18 protein-coding genes are annotated in these 25,861 nt (G+C 36.7%); 1 reads left to right on the forward strand and 17 read right to left on the reverse strand.

The genetic code is table 11. The features are described 5' to 3' along the window. Positions 1 to 22: 22 nt before the first annotated feature. From C7K43_RS04035 to C7K43_RS04090, 12 genes are all read right to left on the reverse strand, one after another. A complete protein-coding gene (locus tag C7K43_RS04035) occupies positions 23 to 1,882 on the reverse strand; it encodes a glycoside hydrolase family 13 protein (protein ID WP_124005685.1) in 1,860 nt (619 codons plus the stop codon). After that, entirely contained in the window at positions 1,863 to 4,298 is a 2,436-nt protein-coding gene (locus tag C7K43_RS04040) for a glycogen/starch/alpha-glucan phosphorylase (protein ID WP_124005686.1), read from the reverse strand. The genes C7K43_RS04035 and C7K43_RS04040 overlap by 20 nt, the downstream gene beginning before the upstream one ends. A 100-nt stretch (positions 4,299 to 4,398) precedes the next feature. Continuing rightward, the gene (gene glgA, locus C7K43_RS04045; RefSeq protein ID WP_124005687.1) at positions 4,399 to 5,838 is read right to left on the reverse strand and encodes a glycogen synthase GlgA; all 1,440 of its coding nucleotides are present in this window, start codon (positions 5,836 to 5,838) and stop codon (positions 4,399 to 4,401) included. A gap of 3 nt (positions 5,839 to 5,841) precedes the next feature. Then, on the reverse strand, positions 5,842 to 6,981 hold the full coding sequence (gene glgD / locus C7K43_RS04050; RefSeq protein WP_168711989.1) for a glucose-1-phosphate adenylyltransferase subunit GlgD: 1,140 nt from the start codon (positions 6,979 to 6,981) through the stop codon (positions 5,842 to 5,844). After that, on the reverse strand, positions 6,971 to 8,113 hold the full coding sequence (locus C7K43_RS04055; RefSeq protein ID WP_124005688.1) for a glucose-1-phosphate adenylyltransferase: 1,143 nt from the start codon (positions 8,111 to 8,113) through the stop codon (positions 6,971 to 6,973). Before C7K43_RS04055 ends, glgD begins: the two co-directional genes overlap by 11 nt. 52 nt (positions 8,114 to 8,165) lie before the next feature. Further along, complete coding sequence (glgB, locus tag C7K43_RS04060; protein ID WP_124005689.1) at positions 8,166 to 10,052, reverse strand: 1,4-alpha-glucan branching protein GlgB; 1,887 nt, start codon at positions 10,050 to 10,052, stop codon at positions 8,166 to 8,168. A gap of 522 nt (positions 10,053 to 10,574) precedes the next feature. Further along, positions 10,575 to 11,501, reverse strand: a complete 927-nt coding sequence (locus tag C7K43_RS04065) for a manganese-dependent inorganic pyrophosphatase (RefSeq protein WP_124005690.1) — start codon at positions 11,499 to 11,501, stop codon at positions 10,575 to 10,577. A gap of 228 nt (positions 11,502 to 11,729) precedes the next feature. Beyond that, positions 11,730 to 12,497: a pyruvate formate-lyase-activating protein gene (pflA, locus tag C7K43_RS04070; protein WP_124005691.1), complete on the reverse strand. Its 768-nt coding sequence runs from the start codon at positions 12,495 to 12,497 to the stop codon at positions 11,730 to 11,732. A 155-nt stretch (positions 12,498 to 12,652) separates the two neighbouring features. After that, positions 12,653 to 14,935 carry a formate C-acetyltransferase gene (gene pflB / locus C7K43_RS04075; RefSeq protein WP_124005692.1) on the reverse strand — a complete coding sequence of 761 codons (2,283 nt, stop codon included), beginning with the start codon at positions 14,933 to 14,935 and terminating at the stop codon, positions 12,653 to 12,655. 343 nt (positions 14,936 to 15,278) lie between these two features. After that, positions 15,279 to 17,684: a DNA topoisomerase IV subunit A gene (gene parC, locus C7K43_RS04080; protein WP_371859831.1), complete on the reverse strand. Its 2,406-nt coding sequence runs from the start codon at positions 17,682 to 17,684 to the stop codon at positions 15,279 to 15,281. A 56-nt stretch (positions 17,685 to 17,740) separates the two neighbouring features. Then, on the reverse strand, positions 17,741 to 19,759 hold the full coding sequence (parE, locus tag C7K43_RS04085; protein WP_124005694.1) for a DNA topoisomerase IV subunit B: 2,019 nt from the start codon (positions 19,757 to 19,759) through the stop codon (positions 17,741 to 17,743). A 254-nt stretch (positions 19,760 to 20,013) separates the two neighbouring features. Beyond that, positions 20,014 to 20,442, reverse strand: a complete 429-nt coding sequence (locus C7K43_RS04090; protein WP_124005695.1) for a CoA-binding protein — start codon at positions 20,440 to 20,442, stop codon at positions 20,014 to 20,016. Between the two features lie 117 nt (positions 20,443 to 20,559). On the opposite strand from C7K43_RS04090, the gene plsY reads away from it, so the two are divergent. Further along, positions 20,560 to 21,195, forward strand: a complete 636-nt coding sequence (plsY, locus tag C7K43_RS04095; RefSeq protein ID WP_124005696.1) for a glycerol-3-phosphate 1-O-acyltransferase PlsY — start codon at positions 20,560 to 20,562, stop codon at positions 21,193 to 21,195. Between the two features lie 29 nt (positions 21,196 to 21,224). On the opposite strand, the gene C7K43_RS04100 is transcribed toward plsY, so the two are convergent. Genes C7K43_RS04100 through xerC form a run of 5 tightly spaced genes read right to left on the reverse strand, consistent with a single transcriptional unit; the run spans position 21,225 to position 25,841 of the window. Then, positions 21,225 to 22,100 (reverse strand): aldose 1-epimerase family protein, encoded by an 876-nt coding sequence (locus tag C7K43_RS04100; RefSeq protein ID WP_124005697.1) that lies wholly within the window; start codon positions 22,098 to 22,100, stop codon positions 21,225 to 21,227. 24 nt (positions 22,101 to 22,124) lie between these two features. Beyond that, positions 22,125 to 22,910: a GTP-sensing pleiotropic transcriptional regulator CodY gene (codY, locus tag C7K43_RS04105; RefSeq protein ID WP_124005698.1), complete on the reverse strand. Its 786-nt coding sequence runs from the start codon at positions 22,908 to 22,910 to the stop codon at positions 22,125 to 22,127. A gap of 46 nt (positions 22,911 to 22,956) precedes the next feature. Then, entirely contained in the window at positions 22,957 to 24,363 is a 1,407-nt protein-coding gene (hslU, locus tag C7K43_RS04110; RefSeq protein ID WP_124005699.1) for an ATP-dependent protease ATPase subunit HslU, read from the reverse strand. A gap of 4 nt (positions 24,364 to 24,367) precedes the next feature. Continuing rightward, the gene (hslV, locus tag C7K43_RS04115) at positions 24,368 to 24,916 is read right to left on the reverse strand and encodes an ATP-dependent protease subunit HslV (protein WP_186810707.1); all 549 of its coding nucleotides are present in this window, start codon (positions 24,914 to 24,916) and stop codon (positions 24,368 to 24,370) included. 28 nt (positions 24,917 to 24,944) lie between these two features. Beyond that, on the reverse strand, positions 24,945 to 25,841 hold the full coding sequence (xerC, locus tag C7K43_RS04120; protein WP_124005701.1) for a tyrosine recombinase XerC: 897 nt from the start codon (positions 25,839 to 25,841) through the stop codon (positions 24,945 to 24,947). Positions 25,842 to 25,861: the final 20 nt, after the last annotated feature.

Here is a 25,861-nt window from a genome sequence, read left to right on the forward strand (position 1 = left end):
AATGATGGAGAATAGTTAACTCTTATTTTTTCGTTATCGAGCGATATTTTTCGATACTTTTACGTTTTTGTTCACTGGTAATTAGTAGATAACTATTTTCTTTTAAAGTACGATTGGATAAACGTCGATGGACTTCTTCAACCATAGATGTCTCATCACTAATGAATGTCAAATTTCCGTTTACTGTCGTTGGATAATTGCCTGGGTTGATCAAAAGAGCTACATAATCATCATCGGAGTAACGCAGAATGCCAAATAATTGTTTACCATAAAAGAAGCATACTTCGCCATCTTTTAATAGCGGATTGTTTTTACGAAAAGTAACCCATTTTTTGCAATCATCATAAATATCTTGATTAATCGTTTCCCATGGGAAAAATTTACGGTTTTCCGGGTCTTTGCCACCCGTAAGACCCGCCTCATCTCCGTAATAGATACAAGGAATTCCGGGAAAAATAAACATCATCGCAAAAGCTAAATCCATTTTTTTCAAATGATGTCCTAATTCGGATAAAATTCGTTCAGTATCATGAGTGCCAATATTATTTAAGTTATTAAAAAAGATATCAACTGGATAGTTTTCGTACAGTTTCATTAATGACATCGCGACAATTTTGGGAGATTTCTTTTCACTCAACAAATCAATGACACTATTACGCAGCGGATAATTCATAACGCCTTGCAAGTGGTCTCCTAAAATATATTCTCGCCTTTGATTATAAGAAATCTTATTAGAAGCGTCTTCCCAGACTTCTCCTAACAGAATTTTTTCTGAGAAGTTTTCCAAGTTTCCACGAATCCCTTTGATAAACTCATCAGGAAGTTCATCAGCTACGTCTAAACGCCAGCCATCAACGCCCATCTTTGTCCATTTAGACAGAACGCTATCCTCTTTGCCATAAATAAATTTTTGAAAACCTGGGTCTTCTTTATTTACTTCGGGTAAATCTTTAATCCCCCACCAAGAAGCATAGTCATCTGGATAGTCATTAAAAGTAAACCAGGAATAATATGGACTATACCGGTCATTATAGGCGCCTGTATTTTCACCATAAGTACCATTGACATTGAAATAACGACTATTTTGACCCACATGGCTAAAAACGCCGTCTAAAATTAAATGCATCTCATTTTCGTGTAGGGTATCAAGTAAATTTTTAAATTCTTCTTGTGTACCTAACACCGGATCAATGGAAAAATAGTCAGCTGTATCGTAACGATGATTACTACTTGCTTCAAAAATAGGATTCAAATAAATTCCGTTAACACCTAATTCTTTTAAATAAGGAATCTTTTGGAGAATGCCTTTGAAATTGCCTCCAAAAAAGTCCCAACGCAAAATTTCGCCATCTGGCCCTTTGACATATAGCGGTTCATCTTCTTCGGTGGCATAAATATAGGTATTCTTTTTTGGTGAATTGATAATACGATTTGGATTACCATTGGCAAAACGATCAGGAAAAATTTGATAAAAAATACCATTGCGGTACCAGTCAGGTGCCTTTTCAGCTCTTTTATAACAAGTCACTTGATAATCCCACACAGTCTCAGCGGAGGAGAATTTTTGCCCTTCTCCCCCTTGCTCGGTTGGGCCATAAAACTCAGTTATAATCTCATCATCAACTTGGGTCTGTACTTCAAAGTGATAGAAGTATAGCCCTGCCTGATGATTAAAAAAATATTCGCAGGAAAATTCTGTTTCTCCAGTTTTTGACATATTGACTGTTTTATCTTTTTGAAAGTCCTTATGAATAATCAATTGAACCGAGACAACTTTTTCAGCAATAACTTCGATCATAAATATCGCAACTTCATTTTCCTTAACCGCGCCAAAAGGTTTCTTGTATACTTTTTTCCAAGGATTAAAACGGATGACTGCCATTAGTTGTTCCCTCTTTTTCTGTATGCGCAAATATCGGTTCAATTTGCCAAATATCTTCTGCGTAAGCTTTCACTGTCTCATCTGCCGAAAATCCACCAGCATTAGCGATATTTGCTAGACTTTTTTTCTGCCATAATACTGCATCTTTATAATCATGATCAATTTGTTCTTGCGCCCGCGCGTAATCGTGGAAGTCTCGTAATAAGAAATATTCGTCATTAAATTTCAATAGAGAATCATAAATTTCTTGACCTTCAAATTCAATATTAGGAATTGTTCCATCAATAAATGCATCTAGAATACGTTGTAATTCTTCATCTTCATCGTAAATTTTTTGAGAGGAATAGTCTTGGTTTTCGTAATAGTTATAAACCTCTTTTTCAGTTAGACCAAAAATATAAATGTTATCATCACCAACAGCATCCTTAATTTCGATGTTTGCGCCATCCAATGTCGCAATGGTCACAGCCCCGTTTAGCATCAATTTCATATTGCTGGTCCCTGATGCTTCTTTAGATGCCAATGAAATCTGTTCGCTAACATCTGCTGCTGGGATGATTTTTTCAGCCAAGGAAACATTATAATTTGGCAAAAATACCACTTTGATTTTGTCTTGCAATGATGCATCATTATTAATCATATCAGCGGCTTCGTTGATCACTTTGATAATCGATTTAGCATAACTATAACTAGGCGCGGCTTTCGCACCAAAAATGAACACACGTGGTGTCAGATCTATTTCCGGATTATCTTTAATATCAAAGTACAATTTCAAAATATGCAGTAAGTTCATTAGCTGACGTTTATAAGCATGGAGCCGTTTAATTTGCACATCGAAAATAGCATTGGGAGATACCTGAATCCCAGTTGTTTCCAAGATATAAGAAGCTAATTCTTCTTTTTTCACTAATTTTGCTTCACGTAATTTTTTTAAAGCAACTTCATCATTTTGATAGTTCATTAACAATTTCAAGTTTTGTGGTGCTTTCCGCCAAGAATCAGTAATCAATTCATCCATAACGTCTGACAAAGGTTCATTGGCCAACTGCATCCAGCGACGTTCTGCAATCCCATTCGTTTTATTATTAAACCGTTCTGGATAAACCACATAAAAATCGTGTAGAACAATCGTCTTCAATAAATCAGAATGGATTTTAGCTACACCGTTTGTGCTATGACTACCGATGATGGCTAAATGCGCCATGTAAATTTGATCATTTTGCAGCAAACGTGTCCTTTGAATCAAATCTTGCGGATGAATACCTTGCATAGACATCACATAGCGTCGATCAATTTCTTCAATGATCTGATAAATTCGAGGAACCACACGTTTCATCAGATAAACTGGCCATTTTTCTAAAGCTTCAGCCATTATGGTATGGTTTGTATAACTCAACACTTTGACAGTTATGTCCCAGGCAAATTCCCAATTGAGACCATTTTCATCCATCAAAACGCGCATTAATTCTGGTACACACATCGCAGGATGCGTATCATTAATATGAATAGCAATTTTTTCACTTAACGAATGCCATGGTAGATTGAGCTTCTTGTAGTAGCGAATAATACTTTGAATACCAGCCGATACAAAAAAGTATTCTTGAGCCAATCGAACCAAACGACCGCTTTCTTGCGAATCATCAGGATAAAGCACAGCAGTTAAGTCTTCAATAGTTCGTCTTTCACCAAGATTATGGTATTTTGCTTCTTCTGAAACAGGGATCTCTACGCTCCATAAACGCATAGTGTTGACAATGCCATTTTGGTAACCAATCATCCCTGTATCGTAAGGTACAGCGCGCACAGTGGTCTGGTTTTCTTCGACTGGTTCTAACTTCCCGTTAGCCAGACGTTTCATATAAACATTACCGAATAAATGCACATCGCAAGCTTTACTTTCACGACGGATTTCCCAGACATTCCCTCTTTTTAACCATTCATCGGGAAGTTCTACTTGGTAGCCATCCATAAATTGTTGTTTGAATAACCCGTAGTCATAGCGGATTCCATTCCCATTGCCTGGCAAACCGCAAGAAGCAATCGAATCCATAAAGCAAGAAGCTAACCGTCCTAATCCGCCATTGCCTAAGGCCATATCTTTTTCAACATTAGCCAGTTCTTCAAGATCAACATTAATATCTGCCAGAGTAGTTCTTACTTCATCTAAAATTCCTAAATTTAATAAGTTGCTTTTTAGTAATTTTCCCGGTAAAAATTCAATCGAAAAATAATAAACTTGTTTTTGTCCTTCTGTTAGATAATTTTTCCATGTTTTTTGCCATTTTTCGTTAGAAACAGCTTTAACTAGCCCGCCTAAGCTATAAAATAACTCGACAGGACCTGCATCTTCTAATTCCAATGCGTAAGTGTCTCTCAAACGCTGGCGTAGTTCCTTTTTAATCTCTTCTTTTGTCAAAAATATCTTGCCTCCTGTTCCTGGGTTTGCTTAGCGTCTTTAAGTTGAAAAGCAAGCTGAAAAATCGGTATTACCCTATTTCAGCTTGCTTTATAACAGTTTACTCTACTGTAGCCAATTGCTGATACAAGTCAAGATACTGGCGACAGCTAGTTGTCCAACTGAAATCTTGGATCATCGCTGCTTGAACCATCTTTTGCCAAGTTTCAGGTGAAAAATGGTACAATTCTATTGCTTTTTTTATACATTCCATAAGTTGGAAAGAAGAAAAATCTTGAAATCCAAATCCGGTTCCTGTTCCTTCAACCGGGTTATAAGGAACTACCGTATCTTTTAGTCCGCCTACTTCATGCACTACCGGCAAAGTACCATAACGCATAGCAATCATCTGCGATAAGCCACATGGTTCAAAGGCTGAAGGCATTAGGAAAAGATCTGAGCTGGCATATATTTTTTGCGCTAGCTCGACATCAAAATCAATCGCTACCGAACTTTTTCCCGGATACCTTTGCGCAATTTCTGCAAAGCCTCGTTCAAAATCCGGATCGCCCGTCCCTAATAAGACAAACTGAATATCTATTTGTAGTAAATTTTCAAACTCATCTAATAAGAGGTGAAACCCTTTTTGATAGGTCAAACGACTGACTACCGCAAGCAATGGAACTTCTGGATCCTCATTTAAGCCCATCAACCTTTGTAAATCAGCCTTATTTTGGTATTTTCCACTTAGGTCCTTAACAGAATAATGTTCATTCAAAACTGGATCTGTTTCCGGATCGTTTGCTTCATAATCGATGCCATTTAAAATGCCACTCAGTTTTCCAGCTTCCATCCGCAAGATAACTTCTAAACCACAACCAAATTCAGGTGTCTGAATTTCTTGAGCGTAAGAAGGGCTAACAGTCGTTATTCGATCTGCATACAAAATGCCAGCTTTCATAAAATTCACTGCATCACCTAAACGCAATGTACCATCGTTATAGCGCTCTGTACCCATTCCAAATAAATCTGGTAAAATCTCACTACCGTATTGGCCTTGAAACTGAATATTGTGAATCGTTAACACTGTACGAATATTACGGTATGCCTCAATCCAATGATATTTTTCTTTTAATAAAAAGGGAATCATTGCGGTATGATAGTCATTTACCTGTAGAATATCAGGGATAAACGCAATTTTTTCCATTAATTCGATAACAGCCATTTGAAAAAAAGCAAAACGTTCGCCATCATCATAATACCCATATAAAGCTTCTCGATCGAAATAGTAAAGGCTATCTATAAAATAATAAGTTACCTTATCCATATCTAATCGTTTAACGCCACAATATTGTTTCCGCCAGCCAACGTTAACTTCAAAATTAAATACATCTTTTAGCTGGTTTTTATATTTGTCCGGCATTTTAGTAAAATAAGGTAAAACCACTACCGTTTCTGTGCCTTCTTTAGCGAGTACCTTAGGCAATGTTCCAGCAACATCACCTAGTCCCCCTGTTTTAAAAAACGGTGCACATTCTGCCGCAGCAAAAAGAAGCTTCATCTTTTAACCTCCAATAATATCCTGTGTAACATGCATTCCCTTTTCAACCACTACTGGTTTTTCAGGCGTTCCTTCAATACGAATTCCTTCGTCTACCTCTACATTTTTATCCAAAATGGCACAACGTACCGTAGTACTTGGTTTCACTACGTTGCCAGCAAAAACAAGCGAATCAAATACTTCAGCTCCTTCATCGATCGTGACCCCACGTCCAATAAGAGAGCGTTCAACCCGCCCTTTAATCATACAGCCGGTTGCAAATTGACTGCTGTTTACAATCGAGGTTTCTGTATAATAAGTGGGCACTTCGTTTTTCATTTTTGTATAAACTTTTTGGCTTGAATATAAAAGAGAATTAAATTTGTTTGTATCCAGCATATCCATGTTTGCACGGTAGTAAGAACGAATATCAAAAATGTTATTCAAATAACCTGTGTATTCATAAGCATTGGTCGTTGAACTAATTCGTTCACGTAAGAAGCTTTCGACATTTCCTAAGATGCCGGCTGCTTGTTTTTGCTGCAAGATTTCAATCAACAGGTCTGTTTTAATGATAAAAATATCTGCACATAAATTGACCTCATCTTGATCTGTGACATCTTTGGCAAAAGTTTTCTCTCTAATCGTATGTTCATTATCTAAAGTGAATAAAATATCTTCTTCACTTGTTTGCTGCTTTGCAATTTTTTTATAAACTACAGTCATGTCACAATTTCGCGTTCGATGAATATGAAGTAACGTTTTTAAATCAATATTACACAAAATCTTACTTCCCATATAAACCGCATATTCTGATTTTGATTTGCGTAGATAATCAATTACCACTTCATAATAACTACTATTATTATCATCTTTACGAATAAAGTCTTGGTAAGTATGAACAAAAAAGCGATTTTGAATGCCATCTAAGTTCCACTCTTTACCGCCACCTATGTGATCAAAAACCGAACTTGTTTCACCTTCATTGAACACCATAAACAGGGATTTAATATTAGCGTTGGCAATATTCGAAAGATTAAAATCAATCAAACGATATTTACTATCAAAAGGCAAAGTAGCTAACGGGCGATTTTTAATTAACGGCATTAGCCCATTATAGCGGTGTAAATTTCCAATCAAGGCGCACATTTTATTAGTCTTCATCCAATGTCACCCCAATCACTTCATTATAACCCACAACTTCTATTTCATCTGTGCCATCAATTTCAGCATTATCGCCAATAATGGCGTTTTCTCCAATAATCGCTCGTTTCACTACAACATTTTTACCAATTGTAGCACCTGACATCACTACACTATCTGATACAGCAGCACCATCTTTTACTTGTACATCATCAGATAAAACACTGTGCTTTACATCTCCTGCAATATAGCAGCCATCTGCGATCAAAGAGTCTTTGGCTGAACCCATTTCAGTGATAAAATGCGGGGGCGAAATGTGATTCTTAGAATAAATCCGCCATCCTTTATCACGAATATCCAAGTCCATCTCTGGATTCAAAAATTCCATATTGGATTCCCAAAGAGAATCAATCGTTCCTACATCTTTCCAATAGCCTTTAAACCGATAAGCAATCACATTTTCGCCACTATCAAGATAAGCAGGAATAACATGTTTACCAAAATCACTCATCGTACTGTCTTTGGCGTAACCTGTGCGTAAAACGCTACGTAAGCGACCCCAATTGAAAATATAAATTCCCATTGAAGCCAAATTACTTTTAGGATTTTCCGGCTTTTCATCAAATTCAATAATTCGATCATTTTCGTCGGTGTTCATAATCCCAAATCTCGAAGCATCTTTAAAAGGAACTTCAATCACTGCTACCGAGAGTGACGCGTGATTTTGTTTATGATTTTCAAGCATTGCTTCATAGTCCATTTTATAAATATGGTCTCCAGATAGAATTAGAACATATTGTGGATCTAACTGATCGATATAATCCATGTTTTGATAGATTGCGTGTGCTGTCCCCTCAAACCATTTACTACCTTCTGAACTTGAATAAGGTTGTAAAATCGTTGCACCTGAATCAATTCCATCTAGGCCCCAACTAGCGCCATTTCCAATATGAGCATTTAATTCTAAAGGTTGATACTGTGTGACTACACCTACGTTTTTAATTCCTGCGTTCGCACAATTACTTAATGTAAAATCGATAATCCGATATCTGCCACCAAAAGGAACGGCGGGCTTAGCCATATTTTTTGTTAGCTTGCCCAGGCGTGTTCCTTGTCCACCTGCTAAAATCATAGCTACCATTTCTGTTTTCATTATTACGGTGAAAACACCTTTCCCCCTCTCAATTGTTCCTATTTTTCTTTGACTATTTCATTTGGATATCTTCTGGTTTAATAATTAAGGCGCCTAATGAAGGTAAAATCGTTTGAATTTGCTGATTAAAGTGTTTAAACGGTTGTTCAATGCTTTCACAAGTCGGATTGTTTTTCGTCCATGTACCGCCAAACTCAACCCTTTCTGTATTTAAGACTTCTCTATAACTACCTGGGTATGGTACACCAATCGAAAAGTCTTGCCGTTCTACTGGGGATAAATTCAAAGCCACAATTAGAAAATCTTTTTTGGTTTTCGACTTACGGATAAACGTCAATACACTCTCATCCGTATTATCTGCATCGATTAACTCAATCGTTTCAGCTGTATCCTCTAGTTCCCATAAACTACGTTCTTCCTTATATAAAGCGTTTAGCATTGCTGTAAAATGCTGCATTTTAGCATTCATCTCATCTTCTAGATTGGACCATACTAGCCCTTCATTGTATCTCCATTCCAGAAATTGGCCCCATTCACTGCCCATAAAAAGTAATTTTTTACCAGGATGAGCGATCATAAAAGTATACATGTTTCGTAAATGAGCAAATTGCTTGTAACGATCTCCCCACATTTTGTGCATTAAGCTTTTTTTCCCATGGACAACTTCATCATGAGAAAATGGGAGTATATAATGTTCATCCATCATATACATGAAAGAAAAAGTCAATAAGTGAAAGTTTTCTTTGCGAAAGACGGGGTCCATTTCATAAAAACGCAACACGTCATTCATCCACCCCATATTCCATTTATAATCAAAACCTAATGCTCCGCTCTCAATCATACCCGTAATCTGAGTTTCAGAGCTGCTTTCTTCTGCCATCATAATCGTTTGAGGAAAAGCAAGTTTGATGACTGCATTAAGCTTTTGTAGAAAATAGAATCCTTCAAAATTACGATTTCCGCCTTCATGGTTGGGTTCCCAAGGTCCTTCATCATAATCTAAATAGAGCATGCTAGAAACTGCATCCACGCGCATACCATCAAGATGGTACACTTCAAGCCAAAATAATGCACTTGAAATCAAAAAACTTTGTACTTGCGGCTTACCCAGATCAAAACATATTGTTCCCCAGCGATTATTGCGGGCACGATTGGGATCTTCATATTCAAAAGTCGGTGTGCCATCATAATAAGGTAAGGTATCTTCATTGACGCAAAAATGACCTGGTACCCAATCAACAAATACGCCAATATTATTTTCATGACAAGAATCTACAAAATCACGAAACTCTTCAGGGGTGCCATAATAGGAAGATAAAGCAAAAAAGCCAGTTAATTGGTATCCCCAGGAAGCACCCAGTGGATGTTCCATCAGCGGAAGGAACTCAATATGTGTATAATTCATTTCTTTTACATAGGGAATGAGTGCTTCTTTTAATTCTTTAAATGTGTAGGGTTGCCCATCTTCATGGTGCTGCCAAGAACTAGCATGAACTTCATAAATATTCAAAGGTCGCCTCAATGATCGTGTTTTTTTCTGACGTCCTCTCCATAAATTATCCTGCCATTTTTTATCCGCAATCGTATAGATCTCTGCGGCCGTTCCTGGTCTTTTTTCAAAACGAATCGCAAAAGGATCAATTTTCATGATTTTACGCCCATTTGCTTGCTCAACCAAAAATTTATATAATTGTCCTTCTACTGGTAAAGAGCTTGAAAGCTCCCATACGCCGGATTCTTCTCGTTTCTCCATTGGTAGGGATTCATCCCAATTATTAAAATCTCCGACTAAATATACCTGGCGTGCATGTGGCGCCCATACACGGAAAACGTATCCGCTTTCAATTTTTCGTACTCCTAAAAAATGCTGAACGTAAAAATTTTCTCCTGTTAAAAATCGTTGTTCAGCTTCTAAAGTCTCTTTGCTGGTATCAATCATAACAACCCTCCTTGGGAAAAATAACTAAAAGGCGCTCTAAAAAATTACTTCTCTGCTTGTTCAATTTAACGATTTATTGTTTCTATCCCTATTATATCACAATTACAAACTTTTCAAATGAATTTTTTAAACATTCCAAAAAATAACAAAAATAAAAAATTTAAGTTAATTAGCTAAACAAAATGACACTTCCGAAAATATTTTCAAGAAGTATGAAATAAAGGCTCTTTTTTTATTTCTATCGCCCTTTCATTATTTTCATAAAAAAAAGCTGACGAAACAGCTTTTCACTCTTTGTATACATAAATGCATTTTTTAAACGTAAAAAATTCTTTCATTTTTTTCACAAAGTATAATAATAGAAGGGAATTGTTTTTTACAAAATAAATATTTTAGTATATAAAAATAACTGGGAAAATATTTTGAATCAGTTCTTTTTTCGAAAAAACAAAGCAGCTAAATAAAAAGCACCTTAAAATACGGTATCATTCAACCGTATTTTAAGGTGCTTAGTATTAGATTTTATTTAAAGCTTTCGGTTAGTTGCGGTACAACTTGTTTTTTACGTGACACTACACCTTTTAAGAAAGCTCTATGATTGTCCAAAGCAACATTAAAGGCTTTTTCAACCTTTTCAGCTGGTTCGCCGACAACAAGTAATTCTGAATCACTGTCTAATATATTGGTTACTAGCAATACAAATAAATCATAGTTATTTGTATCATTCGCTTTTGCCATTGCTTCTTCTAGTTCAGCTTGGCGATCAAATACTTCTTGTAAATCAACTGTATTAACTTGAGCGATACGTACGCTTTTGTCCCCCATAGGGAAGCTTTTAGCGTCCATGTCTAACAATACATCTGCTGATTTGTCTTTTAAGTTGGTACCGGCTTTGAGCATTTCTAAACCATAAGTATTAATATCTACTTCGGCAATTTTCGCTAATTCTTTAGCAGCGTCAATATCTTCTTGGGTACATGTTGGTGATTTAAACAACAACGTATCAGAGATAATAGCAGATAACATAATTCCAGCAATTGCTTTTGCTGGTGTTAAACCAGCCTCTTTATATAATTTCAAAATAATAGTGCTGGTACAGCCGACTGGTTCAGCGTGATAATACAGCGGATCCGCCGTTTCAAAATTTGCAATCCGGTGATGGTCAACGACCGATAAAATAGTTACTTCTGCAATGTCTGCAACACTTTGTTGAAATTCATTGTGATCAACTAACATAACATCAGTCGTTTCACTAGCAGCTTTAGTAATTACACGAGGTGCTTTAAGGTCGAAATAATCTAAAGCAAACTGGGTTTCTTCTCCCGCTTCTCCCAAAGCGACAGCTTCAGTATCTTGCCCTTTTTGTTGCTGTAATTCAGAAAAAGCAATGGCCGCCCCAATCGCATCTGTATCTGGATTTTGGTGACCAAAAACTAAAATCTTTGCCATAACTTTCACTCCAATCTTTCTCTACAATAGTAATGATAGCAAAATCCTGCAAAAATTTCCATTCTTTTCAAAAGAAGTAGTTCAATCAATTGGAACATTTTGACCTTTTTCAAAAAAATTCACGAGCATGGAACATTTGCTACTTTCCAGCAATGATACACGAAAAATACCTATATTCGTGAAATTAACATTACCGGAATACTTTTGTCCCAGTCTCGTGATTTTTAATTATCTTGTTTGATAGCCAGTATATTGGTCAACCTGAAGAATTCTTTTTGCATTTTCAACTCGATCTTGTCCAGGAGGTTCGATCCCTTCTAACGGGTATTTGATATTTAACTCATCCCATTTATAACGACCCATGGTATGATATGGCAGAATTTCAACTTTATCTACATTACTTAAAGTCTGGATAAATTCATTCAAACGATCTAAGAATTCATCATAATCACTACGAAATGGCACTAAAACATGACGAACCCAAACCGGTTTGCCAATTTCAGATAAATATTGAGCCATTTCTAAAATATTTTCATTTCCATGCTTCGTTAGCTTTTTATGTTGAACTGTATCAATATGTTTAATATCAAACAGTAATAAATCTGTGTAGTTCATTAATTCCTCAAACTTACTGAAAAAGGGCTCTTTTCTAGTAAAGGGATTCCCACAGGTATCAAGTGTGGTATTGATCCCTTGCGCTTTAGCTTTTTTAAATAAGTCAATTAAGAAATCCATTTGCAATAAAGGTTCACCACCACTTACCGTGATGCCGCCCTTTTCTCCCCAATAAGCACGATAATTTAATGCTTCATCAAGTACATCATCAGCAGTACGCATTTTGGCTTTTTTAGATTTGATGTTCCAAGTATCGGGATTATGGCAAAACTGGCAGCGCATCCGACAACCTTGAGCAAAGATAACAAAGCGAACGCCAGGCCCATCTACCGTGCCAAAATTTTCTGTAGAATGAATACGTCCCATGACTGGATCCGTCATAAAAATCCCTCTTTCATTAGAAAAGCAAAGCAGCAACTAATTAAAGCTATTGCTTGCTATAATTTATAAAATCAGTGGTCATTTAAGCGTGGTTAGCTTTTAAACCATTATTTAAAAAGAGGGCAACAAGAGCCTTGTTACCCTCAAAAAGTTTTTTACATTCTATCATGTGCTGTTCTTGAAATAACGTCATTTTGTTGTTCACGTGTCAAATCACGGAATTTAACGGCATAACCAGAAACCCGAATGGTTAAGTTAGGATATTTTTCTGGATGTTCTTGCGCATCAAGTAATAGATCATTAGAGAATACGTTAACGTTAATGTGGTAAGCACCTTTATCAAAGTAACCATCCATCACGTTTCGTAAATTACTGATACGTGTATCTTCATCTTTACCTAAACCAGTTGGATTAATCGTTTGTGTATTTGAAATCCCATCCATAGCATTTTCATAATTCAAACGAGCCGTTGAATTTAGTGAAGCTAGCAAGCCGTTCTTTTCGCCCAAATATTTACCATCTTGATAACTTGGATTAGCACCTGGTGCCAAAGGTTTACCAGCACGACGGCCATCTGGTGTATTTCCGGTTGCTTTACCATAAACAACATTTGAAGTAATGGTTAACAATGAAGTTGTTGGTGTTGAATTACGATACGTATGTTGACGTCTAATTTGGGTAATAAAGTATTCCACGATCCAATTAGCCATATCATCAGCTTCTTTATTATCGTTACCATAAGTTGGAAATTCGTTTTGTGGTTCATAGTCTACTGCTAGACCATTTTCATCACGAATAACTTTCACATCTCCATACTTAATCGCCATGATACTATCGGCTGCATGGGAGATACCTGCAATACCTGTAGCAAAAGTACGTTTTAAATCAGTATCCATCAATGCTAGTTGAGCTGCTTCATAAGAATACTTGTCATGCATATAGTGAATAACATTCAATGTATTTACATAAAGTTCAGCTAACCAAGCTAACATATCTTTGTATTTTTCTATAAAGTCATCATAATCAATAGAATCGCCAGTTATTGGACGATATTTAGGCCCCACTTGTTTTTTCGTTTTTTCGTCGATACCACCGTTAATAGCGTAAAGAACTGCTTTACACAAGTTAGCGCGAGCACCAAAGAACTGCATGTCTTTACCTGTAACTGTCGCAGACACACAACAAGCAATTGCCACATCATCTGAGCCCCAATTTTCACGTAATAAGTCATCATTTTCAAATTGGATAGATGAACTTTCTTTGGCCATTTTTGCTGCGAATGTACGGAAACCTTCAGGTAGATGAGAAGAGTATAAAACGGTCATGTTTGGCTCAGGAGCAGGCCCCATATTTGTCAAAGTATGCAACAAACGGAAGTCATTCTTAGTTACTAATGAACGACCATCGATTCCCATTCCTGCAAGTGATAAAGTAGCCCAAACTGGAAATCCTGAGAATAATTCATTATATTCAGGCGTACGAGCAAATTTTACCATGCGTAGTTTTAAAACTAGTTGGTCGATTAACTCTTGTGCTTGCTCTTCTGCAATTAAACCTTTGTCTAGATCACGTTGGATATAAATGTCTAAGAAAGCCGAAACCCGACCAAATGACATAGCAGCACCGTTTTGTGATTTAATAGCGCCTAAATAACCAAAATACAACCATTGAATAGCTTCTTGCGCTGTTTCTGCTGGACGAGAGATATCAAAACCATAAGAAGAAGCCATGGTTTTCAAGTCATTTAAAGCGCGCAGTTGTTCGGTTACTTCTTCTCTTAGACGAATAACATCGTCTGTCATTGTTCTATTTCCTGTATTGGCTAAGTCATCTTGTTTTTGTTCAATTAAATAATCAATCCCATACAAAGCAACCCGGCGATAATCACCAATAATACGTCCACGTCCGTAAGCATCTGGTAAACCAGTAATAATTTTGTTAGAACGAGCACGGCGCATTTCTGGAGTATAAGCATCAAACACACCTTGGTTATGTGTTTTACTCCAATCGGTAAAGATTTTATCCATGTCTTCGTTAACTTCATAACCATTTGATTGCAAAGCATTATTGGCCATTTTGATTCCACCAAATGGTTGGAAAGCTTGCTTCAATGGCACATCCGTTTGTAAGCCAACAATTTTTTCTTCGTCTTTGTTTAAATAACCAGGTCCATGAGAAGTGACGGTTGATGGAATATCACTATCCATATCGTAGACGCCGTTACGTTCATGTTCTACTTCAAATAATTCTTGCAATTTAGTCCACAATTTGTCTGTGCTTTGCGCAATTGGTTCTAAAAACTTATCATCTCCGCGATATTCTGTGTAATTTTCTTGGATAAAGTCGCGTGTATTCACTTCGTGACGCCAAGTTTCTCCTTTGAATCCTTCCCAAGCAGTCGTGTTTACGTTTTCAGTATTATTTGTTACAGATGCCATTTGATGCTCCTCCTTATTTTCTGTTCCCTAATGCAACAGCTTTACTGTGAATAGTATAACACATATAGCTATTTTTGCAAGCACTTGCATATCGTTTTTTTAACAATTCAGTTTAAAACATCGTTTTATTTTGAAATAAAAGCCTATAAATCAGCATAACCTTTTGTGATAAACGAATCAAGTTTTATTTTTAAAGAAAGAAAAATACTGCACAATCTCGATACTTGTCATTTTTTCTGTACTGGTACAGAAGGATAAAATTACAATAAAAAGTAATACAGAAGAGTTCAACTCACAAAAAAAAGGGCTAAATCTGTGTTATTAGATTTAGACCTTTTTACTATTATTCTTCTATTTGATATTCAAATTTTTCTTGAACCTGTAACACTTTTCCGCCTTGTTTTTCATCTAACGCAAAAGAGCCATTGGAAGTACGATCACTAATTGGGTAGTGATTACTTTGTATTTCTACCTGTTGTCCTTTTTCATTGGTCAGGATTAATGTTTTCTCTTGTCCATCTCCAATATAAATAATGCGATGCGGATTTTTCTTCAATTCTCTTAAAATCATAACGCCACGTTTCGCCCGGCTTAATTGACTTAGCTCTTGAGCAAGCATTCGTTTTACGCCTCCTCGTTGTGTCACAATAACCACTGGGTTATCGCCATAACTGTAAACCAAAAGGCCACTGGCAACTTCATCATCTGCCTTAAGATTAATCGCTTTGACGCCACTGGCTTTGGAACCAACCACTGGAACTTCGGCTAACGCGTAACGTAATCCCATTCCTTTATAGGTTGCTAAAAAGACATCTAATTCTTCTGTAGGATCAATTAAATACACATTAACCAATTCATCGGTTTCCTCTTTAAATTTCATTGCAGTAACCGCTCGACTTTTATACGTACGCCAAGGTTTAAATTCATCCATTCGAGTTTGTTTGATCATGCCCTTTTTGGTCATTAGTACAAAGTTCTTAGCAGGATCAAGTTCGCTATAACTATAAACTGCTAAAATCGTTTCACCTGAGGAGAAATTCAAAATCGTTTGCGAAAGATGCTCACCTGTATCTTTCCATCTCAAATCAGGCAATTCAAAAATAGGACGATAAATAATATTCCCCTTATTAGTCACTAATAACAAATGATCTAAGGTATTTAGCTGTTGACAAAAAACAATCTCATCCGTATCTTTCATTCCAACTTCTTCAGGTTTAGAAGCACTAAAAGAACGTAAGCTACTGCGTTTAATGTATCCTTCTCTAGTAATAGCTGCCACAACATCTTCTGAAGGAACTAAAACTTCTGTTTCAATCTTAATTTCTTCAATTTGATCTTCAATTCGGGTCAAACGTGGCGTGCTAAATTTCTTTTTAACTTGTCGTAGTTCTTTTTTAATGACCCTTAATAGCTCGGCATCATCATTTAAAATCTTTTGCAATTCAGCAATATAAGCCGCTAATTCTTCAGCTTCTTTTTCTAGTTCAGTAATATCCGTATTTGTTAAGCGATACAATTGTAAATTAACAATGGCTTCAGCTTGTGCTTGAGTAAATTGATGTTGGATAACTAAATTGTTTTTAGCATCCTTTTTATCTTTACTGGCACGGATGGTTGCGATCACTTTATCCAAGATAGATAAAGCCTTCATTAAACCATCGACAATATGTTGCCGTTTTTGTGCTTTGTTCAATTCGAATTGGCTGCGTTTCAAAATGACATCGCGTCGATGTTCAACATAGCTTTCTAAAATATGTTTCAAATTAACTTGGCGAGGACGCATGTGATCGATAGCGACCATATTAAAACTATAATTTACCTGTAATTCAGTATTTTTAAATAAGTAGTTTAGTACGCCTTGCGCATTAACGTCTTTTTTTAGTTCAATGACCATGCGTAAGCCTGTTCGATCGGTTTCATCACGTACTTCGGCGATACCTTCGATTTTTTTAGCCAAACGAATCTCGTCAATTTTTTTCACTAATGACGCTTTGTTAACTTCATAAGGAACTTCAGTGACCACAATTTGTTGCTTACCGCCTCGCAACGTTTCAAACTCTGTTTTTGAACGTAAAATGACTTTCCCTTTCCCAGTTTCATAGGCTTTTTTTATTTCTTCTTTGCCTTGTAAAATGCCACCTGTGGGAAAATCAGGCCCTGGAATAAACTCCATTAATTTGTCTAAAGAAGCATTAGGATGGTCGATTAAATATACCGTACCATCAATGACTTCTGCTAAATTATGTGTAGGGATTTCAGTCGCATAGCCGGCGGATATCCCAGTTGAACCATTAACCAATAAATTAGGGAATTTTGCTGGTAAAACAGTGGGTTCTTTTTCGGTGTCATCAAAATTTAAAACCATATCTACCGTATCTTTTTCGATATCAGTTAGCATTTGTCCACTTAATTCTGATAGGCGAGCTTCAGTATAACGCATCGCAGCTGGCGGATCGCCATCCATACTTCCGTTGTTACCGTGCATTTCAATTAAAACATCACGTAGTTTCCAGTCTTGGCTCATTCGCACCATAGCTTCGTAAATACTGCTGTCGCCATGGGGATGGTAATTTCCCATCACATTTCCCACAGATTTAGCGGATTTCCGAAAACTTTTGTCGTGAGTGTTGCCATCATTGTTCATAGAAAACAAAATACGACGCTGTACAGGCTTTAACCCATCACGAACATCAGGTAAAGCACGCTCTTGAATGATGTATTTCGAATAGCGGCCAAAACGATCGCCCATCACTTCTTCTAATGTTAACTCTTGAATATGACTATTTTGTTCCAAAGTCTCACCTTCTATTTATCAAATAAATTCGTTTCTTCAAAAGACTCTTCGGGTGGCACTTGTTGTTCATCGGCAGTTTCAGCAGTCTCTAAAATACTGCCATCTTCTTCTAAACTAAACTGCACGTGAGACTCAATCCATTTTCTTCTAGGCGCTACTTTATCACCCATTAGTGTTGTTACCCGACGTTCTGCTTGAGCGGCATCATCAATTCTGACACGAACCAAAGTCCGATGTTCTGGATCCATCGTGGTTTCCCACAATTGTTCAGCATTCATCTCGCCTAAACCTTTATAGCGTTGTAATAAGTAGCCTTTACCCATATCTTGAATAATCGTTTCAAGCTCCTCATCGGTCCAAGCATACTCTTCCACCCGTTTTTTACCACTACCTTTGGTAACTTTATATAAAGGAGGCAAAGCAATATAAACCCTGCCAGCTTCTACTAAAGGCTTCATATAACGATAGAAAAAAGTCAGTAGTAAAACTTGAATATGTGCACCGTCAGTATCAGCATCTGTCATAATAATAATCTTATCATAGTTGCAATCTTCCAATGTAAACTCAGGTCCTACACCTGCACCAATCGTATAAATCATGGTGTTGATCTCTTCGTTTTTCAAGATATCTTGCATATTTGCTTTTTCTGTATTGATTACTTTTCCTCGTAAAGGCAAAATTGCTTGGAATTTTCGATCGCGGCCTTGTTTAGCCGAACCGCCAGCTGAATCCCCTTCGACTAGGTATAATTCATTTTTTTGCGGATTTCTAGATTGTGCTGGTGTTAGTTTACCCGAAAGTAGTGATTCGCCTTTTTTCCTTTTTTTGCCATTTCTGCTATCTTCACGCGCTTTTCTAGCCGCTTCCCGAGCTAATCGTGCTTTAGTAGCTTTACGGATAAGCATTTGACTCATATCACTATTTTCTTGCAAATAAAAAATTAACTGTTCACTAATCACATTATCAACGGCAGTTCTAGCCGCAGGCGTGCCCAATTTTTCTTTAGTTTGCCCTTCAAATTGCAATAAATTTTCAGGAATACGAACCGATAAAATAGCAGCTAACCCTTCACGAAAGTCACTGCCTTCTAAATTTTTATCTTTATCTTTTAATAAACCTACTTTACGAGCATATTCATTAAATGATTTTGTCAAAGAAGCTTTCATTCCTGCTTCATGGGTTCCGCCATCTTTTGTCCGCACGTTATTAACAAACGAAAGAATATTTTCGGAATAACCATCATTATATTGAAAGGCAAATTCTACTTCAATACCATCTTTTTCACCAAAAAAATAAGCGACAGGGGTTAAAGTATCTTTTTCCTCATTTAAATAGTCGACAAATTCTTTAATACCTTCTTCATAAAGGAACATTTCTTCTACTTTTTCTTCACCGCGTAAATCAGTTAATGTAATCTTTACACCCTTTAATAAGAAAGCTGATTCACGAAGACGCTCTGCCAACATATCAAACGAAATTTTAGCAGCTGAAAAAATAGCTGAATCAGGTAGGAAATGTACTGTCGTACTATTTGCTTCTTTGGTTTTTCCGATTTTTTTCAATGTGCCATCTGGCTTACCGCCATTTTTAAATACTTCTTTATATTTATAACCATCACGGACAATGGTCACTTCTAGCCAGCTGGAAAGGGCGTTAACAACGCTTGCACCTACACCATGCAGTCCACCAGAAGTTTTATAGCCACCTGCTTGACCAAATTTCCCGCCCGCATGTAGCACTGTGAAAATGACTTCCACGGTAGGAATCCCGGAGGCATGCATTCCTACTGGCATTCCCCGTCCGTAGTCAACTACTTGGATGCTGTTATCTGCACAAATAGTAACATCAATAGTATCGCCATAACCAGAAAGAGCTTCATCCACCGCATTATCCACGATTTCATACACCAAATGATGTAATCCGCGCTGATCCGTGGAGCCAATATACATTCCTGGACGTTTTCTTACTGCTTCTAACCCTTCAAGCACTTGGATTGAAGCATCATTATATTCATTGGTTTTTTTTGCCAAAGTCAACGCTCCTTGTATCAATATTTTCTTCGATCAGTATTTACCTACACGAACTACTATATCATACGCTAAAAGAACAGCAAAAAAAAGAAGAAAAACCCCGAAATGAAGTTTTTCTTTAAAATCAGTTCTCCTAGTAAAGATTTATAACAAAACTTTAACCTAACAAGTTGAAGAACAACTCTGTTCTAATATGGACATTATTTTATAAGTCTTATACTCTATTATTTGAAACATATAGCTCGAGATTTTTCTTATTGTTGATCTAATTTTCCTAACTCAATTTTGATACAACGGTCCATCACGATGTCGTTGCGGCCCGCATCTTGCAATTTTTTCGCTGCGTCTTCACTTTCAATTCCTAATTGTGCCCAAAAGACTTTAGCATTCGTTTCTAAGAAATCATCGGCAACTTCCGGTAAAAATTCGCTGCGTCTAAAAATATCGACAATGTCAATAGGTTCTGGCACATCTTGCAAACGAGCATATACTTTTTTGCCTAATATTTCTTGCCCCGCTAACTTCGGATTCACAGGAAAAATATTATAGCCATAGGCTTGTACTACTTTGGTTACCTGATAACTTGTTCGCTCGGTATTATCGCTCAAACCGACAACTGCAACATTTTTCGCTTGTTTTAAATACCCTTGAATGGTTTGTTCATCTGGATTTTTAAAAGCCATTATTATCATACTCCTTTAAAAACTTATTGTTCTATTTGCGTCAGATCGATTAATTTAAGTTGTTGCTTTTGCGTTTTCATGCTAAAATGTTGCTAGTCTAACAAAAGGTTGGTTCTTATGAAAACAATTGTACTAATAATTATTGCTTATTTACTAGGCTCCATACCTTCAGGTTTCTGGATTGGAAAAGCCTTTTACAAAAAAGATATTCGTCAGTTTGGCAGCGGTAATACCGGGACAACTAATACCTTTCGTGTGCTAGGAGTTAAAGCAGGTTTTGCCGTTTTCCTTGCTGATTTATTAAAGGGAACACTAGCAACTTCTTTAGCCTACCTTCCTAATATCGAAGTTAATCCATTATGGTTTGGTTTATGTGCTATTTTAGGCCATGTTTTCCCAATTTTTGCTAAGTTTAAAGGTGGTAAAGCCGTAGCAACAAGTGCTGGAATGCTTTTAGGGTATCATCCGCTTTTCTTTTTTTATTCGCTAGCGATTTTTTTGATCTTACTATATATTACGAGCATGGTAAGCTTATCTAGTATGATCGCAGCGGTAATTATTACATTGTCTACTTTCATCCTGCCGTTTATTTTGCCCGCTCTATTGCCTGAACAAGATTGGTTATTATCCTGTATTGCGGTTATAGTTACTGTGTTTATCTTCTATTTACATAGACAAAATATTCAGCGACTCAGACAAGGTACCGAAAGTCGTATTTCTTTCGGATTAAATAAAAAACCAAAAGAAAAGTAAACTTTGTGCAAAGAATGCACAAAGTTTTTTTATTTGATTACAATCGCGTATTTAGTATGGAATGTATCTTGTGCAGCTAGTTTTTGTATTCCTAATTTTCCTGTTAATTCACCTGTTGATTCTAATGTATCTGCAACACCCACCCAAGGTTCAATGCAAACAAACGGAGATTCTTTCGGATAAGTTGACCAAATACCAACATAAGAAAAGTTTTTAAACGACAACGTAACTGAATGCTTGGATTGTTCATTACGAATTGCAAAAGAATTTAACCCCTTTGTTTCATAAATCAAAGCATCATTTTCAAACAGTTCATGATTTAAAGCAATCGTCGTATTTGTTTGTCCTAAAGTTCGTTGTTCTAAATCAATTAACCCCTCTTTTAGCGGTAAATTGATTCTTGATTTCATTGGTGAAGGATCCACATAATAATCCGTAAATTCAAAAGAATCTTCTAAAGGCACGTTAAACGCTGGGTGACCACCAATGGAAAAATACATTTCATCATCAGCCGTATTTTTCACTTGATAGTCCACTGTCAAGCCATCACCGCCTAATGCATATCCAATAGTCAATTCAAAATCAAAAGGATACATTTTTTTCGTTTCTTCTGTACTTTTCAAACGAAAACTTACTGCGTCTTCTTTTTGGTCAATTAATTCAAATACCATATCCCTAGCAAAGCCATGTTGCGGTAAATGATAACTCTTACCTTTGTAGGTATAAGTATTAGCTTTTAACGAACCAACGATGGGAAATAACACAGGTGCGTGTCGCTTCCAGTATTTAGGATCAGCTTGCCAAATATATTCAATATCTGCATCTTTACGTTTTAAACTAGTTAGTTCAGCACCTTTTTCATCGAGCACTGCTTTTAAGTGATTTGTTTCGATTGTGATCCCCATCGCACATTCCCCTTTTCTTCTACCTTAGGCTTTATCTAATTCATTTTTAAAGCGATCATTTAAGACTTTCAGATAAGTCCCCTTCATTCCTAATGAGCGAGATTCAATGATACCTGCTGATTCAAGTTTTCGCAACGCGTTAACGATAACAGAACGTGTAATACCAATTTTATCTGCGATATTGGAAGCAGTCAAACGTCCTTCATCCCCCTCAAGTGCGTCAAAAATCGCTTGTACTGCTTTTAGTTCACTATAAGAGAGTGTTCCAATCGCCATTTGCACAGCTGTTGTACTACGAACATCTTCTTCGATACTGCGCGATTGTTGATATAAGATTTGCATACCAACAACAGTAGCACTATATTCAGCTAATACCAAATCGTCCTCATTAAACGCTTGTTCAATACGAGACAAAATTATCGTACCTAACCGTTCCCCTGCACCAAAGATGGGGACAACCGTTGTTAAGCCGTTGGGATACACATCACGCAGCTCCACCGGAAAAGCGGTCATATCGTTTTCAATGGTGATATTTGCCTTCGTCATTTTCAATTGATCTACCATGTTCGTATAAGTTTCAGGAAATTGTTTTTGGACAAACATGTTTTTGACTCGTTCGTTATTAACATCCAATATTTCAGTAAATCCTAATACAGTCCCATCAGCGCTAATAATATAGGCATTACTATTTAAGATATCTCCTAATACATCAGCCATTTCTCCGTAGGGTAAGTCAGAACCCGTATTAAATGTATTATTTTGTTGCAATAATTCGTTGATCTTTCTGGTTTGTTCTAACAGTGTACTCATTATTTTTCTCCTTTAAATGTGCTCAACAGTCCCAATCCAACACTTTTTACAGAATATAGCGACTTAAATCCTTATTTTTGGCAATGTCAGATAACTTATCTTCTACATAAGCCTCGGTAACTGAAATTTCACCCATTTGCATATCTGAAGCTTCAAATAACAAGTCTTCCAGTAATTTTTCTAAAATTGTATGCAAACGTCTAGCTCCGATATTATCAGTATCGCGATTGACTTCAAAAGCAATATTGGCAATTTTTTCGATCGCTTCCTTCGTAAATGTCACGCTAACATTTTCAGTTTCTAATAAGGCAACATATTGTTTAACTAGTGCATTATTAGGCTCTTTTAGAATTTTAACAAAGTCATCAGCATTTAAATCGTTTAGTTCAACCCGGATAGGGAAACGTCCTTGTAATTCAGGAATAAGATCACTTGGCTTAGACACATGGAACGCACCAGAAGCGATAAATAAAATGTGATCTGTTTGTAATGCGCCGTATTTGGTATTCACTTGAGAACCTTCCACGATCGGCAGAATATCTCGTTGTACACCTTCACGCGAAACTTCACCAGACTGTTCTGATTTTGCAGTCACTTTGTCGATTTCATCAATAAAGATAATACCGCTGGATTCAGCCAGATGAAGCGCTTCGCTGTGAATATCAGCATCATTAACTAGTTTGCCTGATTCCTCTTGAATTAAGATTTCTCTGGCATCTTTAACTGGTAACGTCCGATCGATTTTTTTCTTAGGCGTCAATTGTGAAAAAGCATCACTCAAATCAATGCCCATTTGTTCTAACCCATTATTCATCATTGGGTTCTGACCTTTTTCTTCTTCAACTTGAATCGTGACTTCGCGATTATCTAAAACACCTTTTTGTAGTTGTTCAAAAATCGCTTGCCGATTGCTTCTAATTTCATCAGTTAACTCTTCTTCAGGTTCTTCTGCTTCTTCAGGTTGTTGCCCTTGGTTGAACATGTTCATCATTTGTTCATAAGGGTTTTGGTTTTTCCGCTTTTCTTTTTTAATCCCCGGAGCTAAAGCTTTAGCTAAACGGCGGTTGGCCTTTTTTTCGGCTTGGCTATAAACACCGCTATACCGTTCTTTTTTCACAATTTGGATCGCATTTTCAACCAAATCACGAATCATCGACTCTACGTCCCGGCCTACGTAACCGACTTCTGTAAATTTCGTCGCTTCTACTTTTACAAATGGTGCTGAAATAATTGTTGCTAAGCGCCGAGCAATTTCTGTTTTCCCGACACCAGTAGGACCAATCATTAAAATATTTTTGGGTGTAATATCTTGTTGCATCTTTTCATCTAATTGTAAACGGCGATAACGATTGCGCAATGCGACAGCTACAGATTTTTTTGCTTGATCTTGTCCGATAATATAACTATCTAATTCGTTTACAATTTCTTTAGGTGTTTTTTCTTGATTAGGCATAAACTTAACATTCCTCCACATTAATGTCATGGTTAGTAAAAATACAAATATCAGCTGCAATGTTCAAGGCATTTTCAGCAATTTCTTTAGCCGTCAATTTTTCACTAGCATATTTACGCATAGCTCTAGCAGAAGCTAGTGCGAAATTTCCTCCAGAACCAATGGCTAAAATGCCATCATCAGGCGTAATAACTTCCCCTGTACCAGAAACTAATAACATTTCTTCTTTATTCATGACAATCAACATCGCTTCAAGTTTTTGCATTGAACGTTGAGTACGCCATTCTTGCGCTAGCTCAACCGCGGCTCTTTGTAAATTTCCATGATATTCATTTAATTTTTCTTCAAATTTTTCTTCTAGGGTAAATGCGTCCGCCACGCTTCCAGCAAAGCCAACAACGACTTCACCATTATAGATACGACGAACCTTTTGTGCCGTACCTTTCATGATAACTTGTTCGCCCATGGTTACCTGACCATCGCCAGCCATAGCAAATTTGCCATCTTTTTCGACTGCACATATAGTTGTTGAATGAAATTGTGATTCCATTATAATTGTTCCTCCTAATTTTAAATCAAGTTCATGCTCTTGGATGAAATTGTCGATAATTTTTTTGTAAATTTTCTTTAGTTACATGCGTATAAATTTGAGTCGTTGATAAATTAGCGTGTCCTAATAACTCTTGTACCGTTCGCATATCAGCCCCATTATTCAATAAATGAGTCGCAAATGTGTGGCGTAGCATATGTGGGTGAATTTGCGAATCCAAACTGCTCTTTTTAATCACTTGATTTAAGGCATACTCAATTCCCGTTGAAGTGATCCCATCACCCAAACGGTTAACAAAAACAAAAGCATGTTCTTTGTGATATTTTTCCATCAAAAAAGAACGCCCTTCAGATAAATACACTTCTAATGCTTCTTGTGCATACGCTCCAAACGGCACGTAACGATCTTTATTTCCTTTTCCGTGAATAAACAGTACACTATTTTCCCAATCAATTTGTTTAAGTGTTAATAATGCACACTCACTAACACGCAAACCAGAGCCATATAAGACTTCTAACAACGCACGGTCTCTTTGCTGCAATGGTTTCGATCCTTGAACACTATCAAACAGTGCCTCAATTTCCTTTTCATAAAAAAAGCGAGGGAGTTTGACATTCTTTTTTTTCAAATGAATATAAGAAAAAGGATTTTCCTCTATCACTTCATGTCTCAATAGAAAATGATAAAAAGAACGCAAGCTGGCAATTTTACGACTGACAGTATTACGACTATAATTTTTTTCGCTTAGTTCACTTAAATAAACCCGCACATCACGATGATCAATCTTCAAATAATTGGCATCACCGGAATTTTTTAGAAAAACGAAAAAATTATTAATATCTTCTTCATACGCTTCTTTGGTTTTATCGGAATAACCGCGTTCAATTAAGAGGTAACGATAGTATTCACTTGGCCAATCTTTTGTCATCTTGCACATCCTCTGCTTAC

Origin of the sequence: Tetragenococcus koreensis (genome assembly GCF_003795145.1) — a bacterium.
Classification (GTDB): Bacteria; Bacillota; Bacilli; order Lactobacillales; family Enterococcaceae; genus Tetragenococcus; species Tetragenococcus koreensis.

What these genes read in the sequence shown, in the direction of transcription:
- codY (WP_124005698.1), bottom strand. Translation starts at nt 22,910, where the DNA reads ATGAGTACACTGTTAGAACAAACCAGAAAGATCAACGAATTATTGCAA.
- pflB (WP_124005692.1), bottom strand. Translation starts at nt 14,935, where the DNA reads ATGGCATCTGTAACAAATAATACTGAAAACGTAAACACGACTGCTTGG.
- C7K43_RS04055 (WP_124005688.1), bottom strand. Translation starts at nt 8,113, where the DNA reads ATGAAAACAGAAATGGTAGCTATGATTTTAGCAGGTGGACAAGGAACA.
- glgD (WP_168711989.1), bottom strand. Translation starts at nt 6,981, where the DNA reads ATGAAGACTAATAAAATGTGCGCCTTGATTGGAAATTTACACCGCTAT.
- C7K43_RS04090 (WP_124005695.1), bottom strand. Translation starts at nt 20,442, where the DNA reads ATGGCTTTTAAAAATCCAGATGAACAAACCATTCAAGGGTATTTAAAA.
- C7K43_RS04065 (WP_124005690.1), bottom strand. Translation starts at nt 11,501, where the DNA reads ATGGCAAAGATTTTAGTTTTTGGTCACCAAAATCCAGATACAGATGCG.
- C7K43_RS04035 (WP_124005685.1), bottom strand. Translation starts at nt 1,882, where the DNA reads ATGGCAGTCATCCGTTTTAATCCTTGGAAAAAAGTATACAAGAAACCT.
- glgA (WP_124005687.1), bottom strand. Translation starts at nt 5,838, where the DNA reads ATGAAGCTTCTTTTTGCTGCGGCAGAATGTGCACCGTTTTTTAAAACA.
- C7K43_RS04100 (WP_124005697.1), bottom strand. Translation starts at nt 22,100, where the DNA reads ATGGGGATCACAATCGAAACAAATCACTTAAAAGCAGTGCTCGATGAA.
- pflA (WP_124005691.1), bottom strand. Translation starts at nt 12,497, where the DNA reads ATGACGGATCCAGTCATGGGACGTATTCATTCTACAGAAAATTTTGGC.
- parC (WP_371859831.1), bottom strand. Translation starts at nt 17,684, where the DNA reads ATGGGCGATCGTTTTGGCCGCTATTCGAAATACATCATTCAAGAGCGT.
- plsY (WP_124005696.1), top strand. Translation starts at nt 20,560, where the DNA reads ATGAAAACAATTGTACTAATAATTATTGCTTATTTACTAGGCTCCATA.
- hslU (WP_124005699.1), bottom strand. Translation starts at nt 24,363, where the DNA reads ATGCCTAATCAAGAAAAAACACCTAAAGAAATTGTAAACGAATTAGAT.
- xerC (WP_124005701.1), bottom strand. Translation starts at nt 25,841, where the DNA reads ATGACAAAAGATTGGCCAAGTGAATACTATCGTTACCTCTTAATTGAA.
- glgB (WP_124005689.1), bottom strand. Translation starts at nt 10,052, where the DNA reads ATGATTGATACCAGCAAAGAGACTTTAGAAGCTGAACAACGATTTTTA.